Genomic DNA, 13,559 nt, shown 5'->3' on the forward strand with positions numbered 1-13,559 from the left:
CGGCAAGGAAGATGGCAGATAATATCGCAGCCATCCGCATCGCGCTGGACTTTACCGGCCGGCAGCTCACCGAAACAGAATTGCAAACCCTGAAAAAATATGCCGGCTTTGGCGGCCTGAAAGCCGTGCTTTTTCCAGCCGGGGAAATTACGGAATGGGAAAAGTTCGGCGCCTCCAATGCTGACCTTAAACTTTACCCCCAGGTCATGGAACTGCATGAACTGCTGCAGGAAAAATTGACCGCAAAAGAATATAAGGCAGCTATTGATGCCCTTAAAAGTAGTTCGCAAACCGCCTATTATACACCAGCTTATATCCCCGGCGCGATCTATGCCGCCATGCTTGAAGCGAATATATTACCAAAACGCTTATATGAGCCCAGCGCCGGGGCCGGTGTATTTATCGACGAGGCGGTACTGGCATTTGAAAGCCTCGAACAGGTCACCGCGGTGGAAAAAGATATCCTGACCGGCAAAATCTTGACCGCCATTTGTTCGGTACACAACGTGCCGGTGGACGTGCAGATCAAAAAACTCGAAGAAACCGCAGCCACCGAAAAGGCGCAAGCCGATCTGATCATCAGCAATATTCCGTTTGGCAAAATCGCGGTACACGATCCGGCTTATAACAAAAGCGGTATCTCAGCCAAAGTACATACTTATTTTTTTGCAAAAGGGCTGGATAAGATCAAAGACGGCGGCATACTGGCCTATATCGTTACCGATGCTTTCCTGAATAATCCTTCCAATGAGCTGGCCAGGAAATACCTGTTTACCTCGGCTGACCTGTTAACGGTTGCGGTACTGCCCGCCAACCTGATGAAGGAAAACGCGAATGTAGAGGTGGGTATGCACCTGATCCTGGTACAGAAGAACGATCATAAGGAAACGCTAAGCGAAGCCGAAAGCCACCTGATCAATACCGTAGAGGTTGAGAATTCTTTTGGTAAATATTACCTGAATGCCTGGTTAGCGGATAAGAACGAACTGATCTATGCCGACGAGATCATTGAAGGCACCAACGCCAGGGGCAAAGCCTCCCGGGTAGCCTGGCAAAATGGGGAAATGGAGAACATTGTCCCCTTACTCAAAGAACAGCTGCTTGCCGGGTTCGCCAATCTCGATCACGCCAAATGGCAGGCGATCTCCTTTGATAAAAAAGAAGGGCACCTGAAACAATTCACATTTTTACCGGTACCCGAACAGGAAAAGAAAGCTGACAACACCGGATTACTTTTTGGCCAGTTAGGTTTGTTTGACGCCCCGGTGCAGGCTGACAAGGAAAACAAAGCGCTGGCTTACCTCGATGATCTGGACAGGCAATTTGTAGATGCGGGGACGGCGCGGGTGATCAGCATCGTTCGCACTACTGCGCGGCCGAACCACGACAGCATTATCCTGGTCACCGCGCGTGCCAAAGCGAATAACCGTTACAGTTATAAGCTGTATAGTAACCTTTCGGAGATTTCGTTCCCGGCAAAATGGCTATCCGGCCTCAGCCTGGGCCAGGAATTGGATGCCCTTTCTGTCAAACTCAAACTTTTCGGTCATGATTATCGCTACGAAGGGGATACAAGCTTAGAGCCGGCCTTTAAATTACTGCCGGATAAACCAAAGGCCTTTACGGACCTGAAACCTTTTTATATCAAGGATACCCTGGTGATCTTTGAAGGCAAGGCCGGCCTGATCGGCGAACCAAACAACTTTGAGGCAAAATTCAAACCGCTTGACCCGCAGCCGGAACTGCCGTTTTACGAGGATTATATTACTCTGCGTGATACCTACCTGGAACTTTCCGGGTATGAGAACGAACACGCGATACAGTTTCCCGAATTACGGCATTCGCTCAATGTTTATTATGACGCCTTTGTCGCCAAATACGGGGAACTGAACAAAAACATTAACCGGAACCGCATCTTTAATGATCCGGCTTTAGGTTTTAAAACGCTTTCCTCGCTTGAGATCAGGGAAGGGGACAAGTTTGTCCGGTCGGATATTTTTTACGGTCCGCTGTTTCAGCAAAAGGAAATGCTGAAAACCGACGACCCTGCCGAAGCGCTGGCGCGCAGCCTGAACGATAGCGGCCGGGTGGATCTGCCGGTCATCGGGCAAATCACCGGCCTGACCGATGACGAGATCATTTTACAACTGGAGAAACAGATCTTATTAAACCCAAAAACACAGGCCTGGGAAACCACCGACAATTACCTGTCCGGCGATGTGGTGCAAAAGTTAAAGATCGCCGAAAAGCTGGCCGCAGACGATCCGCAAAATCTCCAGTTCGCCAGGAGCCTTGCCGCGATCCGCCGGGTTCAGCCGGAAAGAATACCCTTTGAAAGACTGGACTTTAACCTGGGGGAGCGCTGGGTACCTATTGAATATTACGAGCGCTTTGCAAGCGATCTTTTTAAGCTCGATACCAAAATACAGTACCTGGTTTCATTAGACGATTATAAGGTTAGCTACGGAAAAAAGGGTAATACCATCACGAACGAAGAATTTTCGGTAACCCCAAAGGAAAGTAACAAGGTCACCGGCCGGACCTTACTCGAATATGCCTTGCTGAATACCAATCCGCATTTCACCTACCCGGTGGAGCAGTTCGGCAAAGTAGTCCGCGTGCCGGATACCGAAGCGATACAAAATGCGCACCGGAAGATCGATACCATGCGGGCGCGCTACCTGCTTTGGTTAATGGAGCTGCCTAACGAGGACAAGCAGTATTTAGAAAAATTATACAACGATACCTATAACTGCTATTCGCTCCGCGAATACGACGGCAGCCACCTGACCTTTCCGGGGCTCGATTTCAAAGCGCTGAAGATCGAAGACCTTTATTCCTCGCAGCGAAATGCGGCCTGGCGGCTGATGCAAAACAACGGCGGGCTGATCGACCATGAGGTCGGCCTTGGAAAGACCCTCACCATGATCGTTGCCGCCATGGAAATGAAACGCCTGGGCATTGTTCACAAGCCGATGATCATTGCCTTAAAAGCTAATGTGCAGCAGATCACCGATACTTTCCGGCTGGCCTATCCGAAAGCAAAGTTGCTGGCGCCCGGTGAAAATGATTTTGAACCGGCTAAGCGCAAACGGATCTTTCACGAGATCAAAAACAACAATTGGGACTGCATCATTTTAACGCATGACCAGTTTGGCAAAATACCGCAGGCGCCGGAAATACAGCGGCAGATACTCGAAATTGAGCTGGATAACACCGAACTGGATCTGCGCACGGTGCAGGATGCGGGCGAGGAAGTGTCCCGCGAGATGTTAAAAGGCCTGGAGATCAGGAAGGAAAATCTGGAAGCCAAGCTCAAAGGCGTGATCGAGTCCATCGAACAGCGGAAGGATACCGGCATTAATTTCCGGGAGATGAACGTCGATCATTTGTTCATCGATGAATCGCATAAATTCAAAAACCTCACTTTTACGACCCGGCACACGAAGGTTGCCGGCTTAGGCAATATCGCGGGCAGCCAAAAGGCGCTGAATATGCTTTTTGCCATCCGCACCTTACAGGACCGTTACGATACCGATCTCTGCGCCACTTTTTTGTCCGGTACGCCTATCTCCAACAGCCTGACCGAGATGTACCTGATCTTTAAGTATCTCCGCCCAAGGGAACTCGAAAGGCAGCGCATCTCCAATTTTGATGCCTGGGCGGCGGTCTATGCACGGAAGACGGTTGATTTTGAATTTACGGTCACCAATGAGATACGGGCGAAGGAGCGATTCCGGCATTTTATCAAGGTACCTGAACTGGCGCTGTTTTATAACCAGATCACCGATTACAAGACGGCCAAACATATCAACCTGGACAAGCCGGTAATTGAGGAAACCCTGGTCAATATCAAACCAACGCCTGATCAGCAGGAGTTTATTAAACGGCTGATGCAATTTGCCCGGACCGGCGACGCGACGGTCATTGGCAGGCGCCCGCTGTCCAGGGATGAAGACAAGGGCCGGATGCTGATCGCGACCAACTATGCCAAAAAAATGGCCGTCGATATGCGGCTGGTCGACCCTGAAAAATATGGGGACCATCCCGGGAACAAGGTCAATGTATGCGCCAGGAATGTCGCGGAGATCTACCATGAAAGCACGCCGCATAAAGGAACGCAGATCATATTCAGTGACATCGGCACCCCTAAACCCGGTGAATTCAATGTATACGACGCCCTGAAGGAAAAGCTGGTCAATGATTTTAATATCCCGGCTAACCAGATCACCTTTATTCATAATTGGGCAACCGACCGCCAGCGCAAGGAGCTGTTCCGGAAAATGAATGCCGGCGAGATCCGCATCCTGATCGGCAGCACCGAGAAAGCAGGGACGGGCCTCAATGTACAGGAACGGGTCGTTGCCATGCACCATCTGGACATACCATGGAAACCGTCGGAGCTGGAGCAGCGCGACGGTCGCGGCGCAAGGCAGGGTAACTGGCTGGCCAAAATGTTTTATGGCAATAAGGTCAGGAACTTTATCTATGCCGTGGAGCAATCACTGGACAACTATAAATTCAACCTGCTCAAAAACAAGCAGATCTTCATCAGCCAGATGAAAAATAACGAACTCTCTGTCCGAACCCTGGATGAGGGCGCGATCGATGAACAAAGCGGCATGAGCTTTTCCGAGTACATCGCCATTTTATCGGGTGATACCTCCTTACTGGAAAAAACCCGCCTCGAAAAAAAAGTGGCTGAATTAGAAGGTTACAAAGGCGCTCATTTCAAGGAGGTTTCCCAAAGCCGTTACCTGTTGGAAGACCTGGAAAAAAGAAGCCGGGAAACCAGGGCCACACTGGAACTGGTTCGCAAAGATGACGCAGCCTATAAAAATGTGCTAAAACATGACGAAGAAGGCGTCAAGCTGAATCCGTTAAAATTGAAAGATATGCTTTCGGCAGATGCCATCGCTATCGGAAACCACTTTATTGAGTTATACAAGAACTGGCAGCCTGCGGATTACAGCAAACCAGAGTTGCTCCTGGGGGAACTATACGGCTTTGACCTTTACATCCGGCGGAAGCTCCAAACAGTAGAGACAGTATTTAGCAGCAGGATCGAACATGTCACCTCCCTGTATGCCGAGAGCAGGACTACCGGGATCAAATACATGCAGAACGGCGGCGCGCCGAATATTGACAATGCCAAACTCGCGGCGCGTTATTTCCTGGACGCGATCAACCGGGTGGTGGGTATGGCCGACCGGTATGAAAAGGAATTAGCGGGTATCAATAAACAGATACCTGAAGTCCGTGAACTTACGCAGCGGCCATTTGACCAGGAATATGAACTGGCTTCCCTAAAGAAGGAAATGGAAGTGCTCGAAGCAGAGATCAGCCGGAAGATCGCCGAAAAAGAAAAGGAAACACAAGCGCAGCAGGAGATCAATATTCCGGGGGAAGAACAGCGCGAAGCCCTAGAAGAAGAGGCAGAGGTCGTACCGGCCTATGTTAAACGATGATAACGGATAAGCAAATGAAACAGGAAAATAATTACAAGGGGCCCTTCCCGGTCATTGAACTGGAAGGCACACCGTTCTTTGTGAATGGATACCTGATGGCACTGGTGGAAGTTGACAGGCCTGAAAATCAGATCGACCTGTTCGATATGATGTGCTTGGAAGATCATTATGAATTATGGTACGATACGGAAACAAAACAGGTCTATGACGGCCCGCTGACCGGGCAAATTCCCGAACAGGTCAAACTATTTTGGTTCTACCCGTTTGACGCGATGGACCCGCAGGGCAGAAATACAAAGCTCGACGAAATTAAACCGGGCTGGCGTAAAGATTTTCAGACAGATCTGCCGGTGATCCAAATTGCAGGGAAAGATTTCTTCGTGGATGAAAAGCGGAAAGCTTTTCGGGATACCGAAAATTGCTGGAACATGATCAGCTTCGCCGACGTGTTTAAACGAGGGGGTAAAACGGGTATCTATATCGACACGCGCGTAACCCAGGTGCCTTTTTTGCATGAATTTGACCCGTATCATGCGCCTGAAGAATTGCCTGAACATATCGTATTTGCCGGGGTGCCGGATGGTCAGCATCTGGCTTTTCTCCTGAACGAATGGAATAACCCTGAACCTAGCAGACATCAGGGCTGGCCCGATGAAAAGCGGCGAATAGGTCGTTAGACCATCCATTCATCACCTAAGTCATCCGCGTGCGCCGGTGACTTTTTCATTTTAATCCGCTTATTTATGGAAGAACCCCGAAGGGCTCCTTCCATACCATTAAAAATCAAATCATATTATGGAAGAAACCAGAGAGCAGCAAAAACTCCATGGGTTCCTGCAATGCGCAATTTATATATCCATAGGACTGGAAGCCGCTATTTTTATTTACCACGATGCCCCGTTCTGGGGCATTTTTTTTACTCCCCTGGATAAGATCAGTCACCTGGTCATTTATTCCAGTCTGGTTTATAGTAAGCTGACAACGTTTGGCCTCATCTGCCTGGTCAGCATCGGTACGCTGGCAAAAAAGAAAACAGACCTCGACCCTAAAAAGCATATCGTCTACCCGCTTGCGCTCGGTCTGTTTTTATTCTTTGGCTCCCTTGTTTTTCAGGGCAGGGCTTCCTCATTAGCATTTGCTTATACGGGCTGGTATGACCTGCTGTATTTGGTTTGCTCGTTTTCCGGGGCATTGCTGGTCAGCCTGTCTATGGACAATATTTCCAAGTTCATCCGCTCGGGCTTGGGCAAGGATAAATGGAACACCGAAGCGGAAAGCTTTATGCAGCCCATCCAAAGGGTAGATACGCCTTACTCCGTCAATATCCCGATGCTGTTCTACTATAAGGGCAAGGTCAGGAACGGCTGGATCAATATTTGTAATGTCTTTCGCGGTACCATGGTCATCGGCACCCCGGGCAGCGGTAAAAGCTTTTCCATTGTCAATCCTTTTATTCGCCAGCTCATCGCCAAAGAGTTTGCGGTCTGCCTGTACGATTTCAAGTTTCCCGATCTTGGCCATATCGCCTATTATCATTACCTGCTGGCCAAGCAGAACGGTAAGCTGAAAGGCTTTGCCTTTCATGTCATCAACTTGAACGATATCGAAAAAAGCCGGCGCATCAATCCCTGGCGGGCAGACTACATCCGTTCGCTGGCCGATGCAGCGGAAACTGCCGAGGCATTGGTCGAAGCGTTAAAAAAGGGTGACCGGTCAGGCGGCAGCGACCAGTTTTTTACACAGTCAGCGATCAATTTCCTGGCGTCCTGCGTGTATTTCATGAGCAAGTACAAAGGTGGCATCTATTCCAGCTTTCCGCATGTCCTGGCGCTGCTGAACCGTTCCTACGAAGAGATTTTTAATGCGCTGACCTCGGAACCCGAATTGCGTTCGCTCCTATCGCCCTTTATGACCGCTTACAACGCTAAAGCCTTTGATCAGCTGGAGGGCCAGATCGGCACACTCAAGATATTCATCAGCCGCCTGGCAACGAAGGAAACGTACTGGGTCTTTTCCGGCAATGACTTCGACCTGAAAATATCGGCGAAGGAAAATCCCGGAATGCTGGTATTAGCCAATGACCCGAATACCCAGAACATCAATTCAGCCTGCTATTCGATCATTATCAACCGCCTGACCAAGCTGATCAATACCAAAGGTAACCTGCCATCAGCGCTGATCGTGGATGAGATACCCACCTTGTTCGTCCACCGGGTCGAGAATCTGATCGCAACTGCCAGGTCGAATAAGGTCGCCGTCTTGATGGGCCTGCAGGAATTGCCCCAGTTTAACCAGCAATATGGGAAAGATACGGCTGCCACGATCACCGCGGTAGTGGGCACCGTACTGTCCGGCTCGGTCCGGAATAAGGAAACCCTGGAGTGGCTGGAGCGCCTGTTTGGTAAATCCAAACAGATCGGTGAAGGGCTATCCATCGACCGGAACAAAACCTCTACCTCACTCAATGAAAAGCTGGAAGTACTCATCCCGGCGGGAAAGATCGCATCGCTCAATTCGGGTGAAATGGTCGGGGTGATCGCCGCCGATGCCCAGGAAAAATACACCGGGGCTTTTGAAACCTCAGCCGTTAACTGCCGGATCAATCTCGATATGGAGGCCATCCGCAAGGAAGAAAAAGGCTACAAGGGCTTACCGTCTTTCTATGACTTTGGCGGCAAAATGGATGAAAAGCTCCGGCAGAACTTTAACCAGATCAGCCAGGAGATACAGGAAATGGTATTGGCTTTCAAGCCGCCGGCGCCCGTTACACCCATTAAAGCGACCATGAAGAAATGAAAGAAGACCCGAATGAAATACAATTACCCCATTATTTGTTGGTACACCCTGATCTTAAAAATGACCCGGTAAATAAACAGGGGGAGATCGGATTTATAACCGCAGCGATCCTGAACACGGACGAATTTTATGTGGGTTTTGACGACTATGAAGTTGGCTTCTACAGTGCTGACGCCCTGCTAACCTTCAAAGAGCCCGGCGATATCTATGACTTTATGCACCAAAATGCGCTGACACTATCCGTAGATGATTTTAAAGACCTGAAAAATATTGCCCTCTTATTAGATCATGGAACGGAAAAACATATCCGTACCGCCATGGAACTGGTTAAAAAGAACGGCAGCATTCACGATGCAGTAACAATTGGATTAGACCAGTTTCTTGGAATAGATCAAACCAGGGGCCTGAAAAGATAGGCTCCTGCAGGCCAACCCGCCGCCTGCAAAATCTAACAACCATTTAAAGCAATTCGCATGAAAAAGGAAGAAACTATGGGCTTGATGGTCATGATCAGCCCGGTCCTTTGGACTTCTGACCACGCCGGAAAGATCGGCATTATTGAGTTTACAGACTTTGAAGCAGACCAGATATGGGTAAGATTTGAGGACGAGGAAGTAGATTCCTTCAGCGCTAAAACATTGTTTGTCCTTAGAGCTACTGAAGAATTAAAGGAATTGGCGGAAAAATACAAAGCCGTCCAATGGCCACCCGTAGCCCAAAATCTGCAAACCCTTGCTTTGCTGCAAGCATCGGGATCGACCGAACAGCTGAAAAAAGCCTATATACTCCTACAGGACGACCCGGAACTCCACCGTGAGGCAACGATCCGCCTGAATGAAGCCATTGGCCTGGCCCCCGCCCGAAAAACAGGCAGGTAACATCTTAAACATTAAATATTATGGAAAATCAAACTTTAGCCGGAACACTCGTTTTAGTGCAGCCGGATTTAGCAAACAATCCCGAAGAAAAAAAGGGACACATCGGCATTCTGACCTACGCCAGGTCTGAAACAGAGAACTATGTAAGGTTCCCCGAGGGAGGGGAAGCCTTTTATCCTGCCGGTCAGGTCATGATGCTTAAAGATAAACAGGCGGTTTTCAATGACCTGACCAATAATGGCTCCAACATGCCGCTGGAGGATTTTAAGGCCATGTACAAGATCATGCTATTGCAGGACAGGGGTACCTCACAAGCTTTATACTCAGCATTGGCCATAGCGAACGATCATCCCGGTTTACAGGAAAAAGTATTGGAATCAATTAGCCAAACACCAAAACAGGAATTGGCCAAATCGTACAGCCGATGAAGCTATTGATCAGCTTCTGCCTGGTCTGCCTGCCCCTCAAACACCTAAAAATAAATTCAGCATACGGTTACCGTATCCACCCGCTTACCGGCAAATATGCCATGCACGCGGGCGTCGATCTCAAAGCCCGCCACGACACGGTTTATGCTATCCTTAATGGTTTTGTAAGATCCACCGGCTATGAAAATGGCCTTGGCATAAACATCCGGCTGGTTCATGGAGCGGTTGAATCCATATACGGCCACCTCAGCCAAATTTTTGTAATACCCACCGATAGCGTAACCGCTGGTGAGCCTATCGGCATTACCGGCGCTACCGGACATGTGACCGGCGAGCATCTGCACTTCAGCATTTGCTACAGGCATCAATATATCAATCCAATTAAATTTTTATATGAACTGCTAATTAAACAAGAAAATGAGCAAAAACTTCAAACCACTTCCGGTACAGCTTTCAGACAAGCTGATCGGTGAAATCAAAGAGGGTAATTCCCTTTTTCAAAAACCGGTTAAAGAAAACGGCATGCCTGCCTTTGTTAAACCGATTAATCCCACCACCGGGAAAGGCTACAGCGCGATGAATGCGCTGATCCTCGGGATGCAGCGCCATGACGATCCAAGATGGATGTCGGCAGACGCCGCCCGTTATGCCGGTAACTGGGTCAAAAAAGATGAAAAGGGAACGATGATCGAGTTTCCCAAGACCAGTGACATTCAGGCCATCCGTACGGCTGACGGCCAGCGTATCAAGGATGAGGCGGGCGTGACCCAGACCAAAACCGTCGAGTTTGAAAAGCCGCAACAGGGCCAGGCCTTTCTCTTTAACGGCAGTCAGCTCAAGGACATACAACCCCTGGAAGAATTTCTGGCCAAACAGAACGAGGGCCAAACACTATCACCTGTGGAACGCGCCGCCAAGCTGATCGAAGACAGCAAAGCCGTGATCATCCACGGCGGGCAGGAAGCCTATTACGACAAACAGCGCGATGCCATTTTCCTGCCCGAGCCGGAACAGTTTGAAAATGAGACGAAGTATTACCAGGCGGCCATTCACCAGCTGGCGCACTGGACCGGCCATGAGGACCGCCTGAACCGCCCGATGGAGGGAAAATTCGCCTCGCTGGACTACGCCCGCGAAGAAATGCGCGCTGCCGTTGCCGCCATCCTGATCGGCGGCGAATTAAAGATCGGCCATAATTTCGGTCAGCAGGCCGCTTATATGAGCAGTTTCGCGAAGATCCTGAAAGATGAACCTTTTGAGATCGCCAAAGCTTCACGTGACGCCCAAAAAATTGCGAACCTGCTGCTGGGGGTTAACCAGAAACGCGAACAAAAGCAGGGTGCCGAGGCTGTGGGTTTTAAAAAGGGCGACGAGATCGCCTATATGGATACTACCTACAAGGTGCTGGAGACCTACAAGACCAAAAGCATTAAGGTGGAAGATGCAGACGGCGCGCGCAAAGTATTGAAACCGGAATATGGCCTTTATAAATCCCTGCTGGAGGCCAAAACTAACCCGCGCGACCGCGAAGCCGACCTGGTACTGGAAGAAGAGCAGGGCCAGTCCGAGGAACAGGGTCAGCAACACAGAATAGGACGTTAAAAATGAACCTGGTTAACTTTCAAGAAGATGAGCTCCCGATCAAGGATCTGGAAACCATCGGGCTGGCCGCAGGCGGCCAGCTCCTGTTAAATGTCGATGACCTGAAAGCTTTGCTTTCAGGTCGCCGGACAGGGTTAATGGAACTGCATGACCTTGAAGCCGAAAACATTAGGATCAAATCCATCAACGCCAAGATCTCGCTCAAACCTAATGAGGCCGGGAAACTGGACCTGCTTATTCACCCGGTATACCGCAAAGCGGCGACGCCGGAGTTTCTCGACGAGACCGAAGCGCAGCAGTTGCGAAAAGGGGAAGTAGCGAGCTTACTCAAGATCACGGTGGATGACCGTGGCAATAAAAAAGAAATGCTGGTGGAATACGATCCGGAAACCAGGGAGTATATCGTTTCGGATACCGACAAGATATTGGCGCCGGATATGGTCAACAATGAATTTCTGACGCCGGCCCAAAAGGAAAATTACCGCAAGGGCAGAGAAGTGCGGATTGCCGATGGCACCAAATTCAGCTACTCTGCAACAGATCACCACGGCATACGCTCCAATAAACTCAGGCTGGTTGCCTCGATCCTGATCGATGGCGGGCTATCCTATATGGTCTATAAAGGGCTGAACGCCTTGTTTAACCAAAAGCGCGATCAAAAAACTGCTGAAAAATTGAGCCCCGGTTATCACCAGGCGCTTAAAGACATCGAAAACCAGCATGGTTTTGTTCCGCACCAGTTTGAACGTACGCGGGCCGGGAGGTCACGCTGATGAACCCGCTGTTGACCCGGCTGGGGGTACCGCCCGAAGTGCAGGATTTTTTCCATTTAGGCGATGACCTTGTTTTCCGGTACGGTGATTCCGCAGAACATTTTGGCGAAGGGTTTCATAGGCTGCCGGCCACCGAAAATTTATGGCTGGCCGGACCAGAAACCGCCTCCCATGTCGTGGTCTCCTTTTCCGCGATGGAAGCGATAGCCCTCGTCACCCTGCACCGTCATCATTATCCCCGGCTACAGCAAACGGCCTTTGTTGCCATTGGCAGCAGGCTGCATGACGGGCAGGCATCCTGGATAAGGCAGCACTTTCCAAAACGAAAGTTTACCCTGGTCTTCGGAAAGGACCTGCTGGGTCATCTGACCGCTATCAAAATGGCAGCCGGCATCAGGAATGTGCCTGTCCGGATGTTTCATACGGGCCACCAGGTCGCCATATACAATGATGAGCGTGAGTTGATAACGAGCGATGAACGCCTTAGTTTACATGCCTTCCAGGAGGCATTTGGCTTGCGCCCCCGCTTTCGTACCGCGTGTGCCCGCCTGGCTTTAACTTTTTTAGACCAGCTGCAAACCAGCAGGACATAATAAATTTTACCGGGGGCGGTAACCTGTACGCGATTTTCGAATGGCCGGTCACATGAACTCACCGATCATATAATTTAAATCAATAACAAATGATGCAAAACGATGATATCTTATTAAAACCGGCCATGCTGTTCGCTTTTCTGAAAGCCCTGCCGATGATCCTGCTTGCCATCACTTTCCTTTTGCTGGCCTGGTGGCTGTCGCCTTATTTTATTTTATTCAGCCTGGCCGTATGTGCCGCCGCCTGGTACCGGCTCCTGTACATCCGCAGTTTTCAATACCTGGTAACTGCTGAGTATATCCGGATAACACGCGGCATCTTTTTTAAACGGGTAGACCAGGTAGAGATGTTTAGGGTAAAAGATTATATAATCACACAGTCTTTTATCCTGCAAATATGCAAGCTGATGTACCTTACCTTAAAAAGTACCGACCCGGAAAATCCCGTCATCCAGTTCCAGGGCATTCCTGAATCGACCATCACAGATACCATACGGGACAGGGTATTGTCGGCCCGGAAAACCAATAATATTTACGAATTAAATTAAAAAAAAACTTGGAAATTACTAAGTAAATTAGTAATTTTAATTAACAAAATCGCACCATGAAAGCCATTGTCCGCAACATCTTATTGGCCTGTTTAATTTCCATGTTTGCTTTTTTCGGTGCAGTTGGCCGAAAGCATAGTAAAGAAAAAATGACACCGGAACAGAGAGCAGAGGCGAGAAAGGAAACCTTAACTTGTTTGTCAGTTGCCTTTATAGCCTGTGGTTTATGCGCCTGGCGATGTAGCGTCCTCAGTCGCAGGTTGAATGAAGAGCGTGAATACCAGCGCAGGTTCAATGAATATATGCGCAATTCTGCGTTTAACAGGCATTATTAAATTAAATGCTTAATTTTGTAACATCTTAAAAGCGGGCGATCTGCCCGCAATTTGTGATAAGGTTTAGGTTGAAAGGTCCCGGCGGCGAGCGCTAAGGGACCTTTCTTTTTAAATACCTTTCAAGGCTGACATTTTTCT

The 13,559-nt window shown here is 49.3% G+C and carries 12 protein-coding genes; all 12 read left to right on the plus strand.

From position 1 onward, the window contains the following. Positions 1–11: 11 nt before the first annotated feature. The 12 genes from J3L18_RS26815 (at position 12) to J3L18_RS26870 (ending at position 13,421) form a co-directional block, all read left to right on the plus strand. The gene (locus J3L18_RS26815) at positions 12–5,468 is read left to right on the plus strand and encodes a helicase-like domain-containing protein (protein ID WP_223266108.1); all 5,457 of its coding nucleotides are present in this window, start codon (positions 12–14) and stop codon (positions 5,466–5,468) included. 14 nt (positions 5,469–5,482) lie between these two features. After that, the gene (locus tag J3L18_RS26820) at positions 5,483–6,145 is read left to right on the plus strand and encodes a hypothetical protein (RefSeq protein ID WP_129568348.1); all 663 of its coding nucleotides are present in this window, start codon (positions 5,483–5,485) and stop codon (positions 6,143–6,145) included. Positions 6,146–6,263: 118 nt separating this feature from the next. Beyond that, positions 6,264–8,264 carry a type IV secretion system DNA-binding domain-containing protein gene (locus J3L18_RS26825; RefSeq protein WP_129568349.1) on the plus strand — a complete coding sequence of 667 codons (2,001 nt, stop codon included), beginning with the start codon at positions 6,264–6,266 and terminating at the stop codon, positions 8,262–8,264. Beyond that, complete coding sequence (locus J3L18_RS26830) at positions 8,261–8,680, plus strand: hypothetical protein (RefSeq protein ID WP_129568350.1); 420 nt, start codon at positions 8,261–8,263, stop codon at positions 8,678–8,680. The genes J3L18_RS26825 and J3L18_RS26830 overlap by 4 nt, the downstream gene beginning before the upstream one ends. Before the next feature lie 57 nt (positions 8,681–8,737). Beyond that, a complete protein-coding gene (locus J3L18_RS26835) occupies positions 8,738–9,142 on the plus strand; it encodes a hypothetical protein (protein ID WP_129568351.1) in 405 nt (134 codons plus the stop codon). Positions 9,143–9,162: 20 nt separating this feature from the next. Further along, a complete protein-coding gene (locus tag J3L18_RS26840; protein WP_129568352.1) occupies positions 9,163–9,570 on the plus strand; it encodes a hypothetical protein in 408 nt (135 codons plus the stop codon). Positions 9,571–9,671: 101 nt separating this feature from the next. Then, positions 9,672–10,043: a M23 family metallopeptidase gene (locus J3L18_RS31135; protein ID WP_223266109.1), complete on the plus strand. Its 372-nt coding sequence runs from the start codon at positions 9,672–9,674 to the stop codon at positions 10,041–10,043. Further along, entirely contained in the window at positions 9,988–11,172 is a 1,185-nt protein-coding gene (locus tag J3L18_RS26850) for a zincin-like metallopeptidase domain-containing protein (protein WP_129568354.1), read from the plus strand. The genes J3L18_RS31135 and J3L18_RS26850 overlap by 56 nt, the downstream gene beginning before the upstream one ends. Before the next feature lie 2 nt (positions 11,173–11,174). Beyond that, positions 11,175–11,945, plus strand: a complete 771-nt coding sequence (locus J3L18_RS26855; RefSeq protein ID WP_129568355.1) for a DUF4099 domain-containing protein — start codon at positions 11,175–11,177, stop codon at positions 11,943–11,945. 194 nt (positions 11,946–12,139) lie between these two features. Next, complete coding sequence (locus J3L18_RS26860) at positions 12,140–12,538, plus strand: hypothetical protein (RefSeq protein ID WP_129568356.1); 399 nt, start codon at positions 12,140–12,142, stop codon at positions 12,536–12,538. Positions 12,539–12,627: 89 nt separating this feature from the next. After that, positions 12,628–13,086, plus strand: coding sequence for a PH domain-containing protein (locus J3L18_RS26865; RefSeq protein ID WP_129568357.1), 459 nt, complete (start codon positions 12,628–12,630; stop codon positions 13,084–13,086). Between the two features lie 56 nt (positions 13,087–13,142). After that, complete coding sequence (locus tag J3L18_RS26870) at positions 13,143–13,421, plus strand: hypothetical protein (RefSeq protein WP_129568358.1); 279 nt, start codon at positions 13,143–13,145, stop codon at positions 13,419–13,421. The last annotated feature ends 138 nt before the right edge of the window (positions 13,422–13,559 follow it).

Origin of the sequence: Mucilaginibacter gossypii, assembly GCF_017569325.2 — a bacterium.
Taxonomy (GTDB): Bacteria; Bacteroidota; Bacteroidia; order Sphingobacteriales; family Sphingobacteriaceae; genus Mucilaginibacter; species Mucilaginibacter gossypii.

Excerpts from the sequence above, each read along its gene's own strand:
- J3L18_RS26815 (WP_223266108.1), top strand. The coding sequence starts at position 12 with ATGGCAGATAATATCGCAGCCATCCGCATCGCGCTGGACTTTACCGGC.
- J3L18_RS26820 (WP_129568348.1), top strand. The coding sequence starts at position 5,483 with ATGAAACAGGAAAATAATTACAAGGGGCCCTTCCCGGTCATTGAACTG.
- J3L18_RS26825 (WP_129568349.1), top strand. The coding sequence starts at position 6,264 with ATGGAAGAAACCAGAGAGCAGCAAAAACTCCATGGGTTCCTGCAATGC.
- J3L18_RS26830 (WP_129568350.1), top strand. The coding sequence starts at position 8,261 with ATGAAAGAAGACCCGAATGAAATACAATTACCCCATTATTTGTTGGTA.
- J3L18_RS26835 (WP_129568351.1), top strand. The coding sequence starts at position 8,738 with ATGAAAAAGGAAGAAACTATGGGCTTGATGGTCATGATCAGCCCGGTC.
- J3L18_RS26840 (WP_129568352.1), top strand. The coding sequence starts at position 9,163 with ATGGAAAATCAAACTTTAGCCGGAACACTCGTTTTAGTGCAGCCGGAT.
- J3L18_RS31135 (WP_223266109.1), top strand. The coding sequence starts at position 9,672 with ATGCACGCGGGCGTCGATCTCAAAGCCCGCCACGACACGGTTTATGCT.
- J3L18_RS26850 (WP_129568354.1), top strand. The coding sequence starts at position 9,988 with ATGAGCAAAAACTTCAAACCACTTCCGGTACAGCTTTCAGACAAGCTG.
- J3L18_RS26855 (WP_129568355.1), top strand. The coding sequence starts at position 11,175 with ATGAACCTGGTTAACTTTCAAGAAGATGAGCTCCCGATCAAGGATCTG.
- J3L18_RS26860 (WP_129568356.1), top strand. The coding sequence starts at position 12,140 with ATGGAAGCGATAGCCCTCGTCACCCTGCACCGTCATCATTATCCCCGG.
- J3L18_RS26865 (WP_129568357.1), top strand. The coding sequence starts at position 12,628 with ATGATGCAAAACGATGATATCTTATTAAAACCGGCCATGCTGTTCGCT.
- J3L18_RS26870 (WP_129568358.1), top strand. The coding sequence starts at position 13,143 with ATGAAAGCCATTGTCCGCAACATCTTATTGGCCTGTTTAATTTCCATG.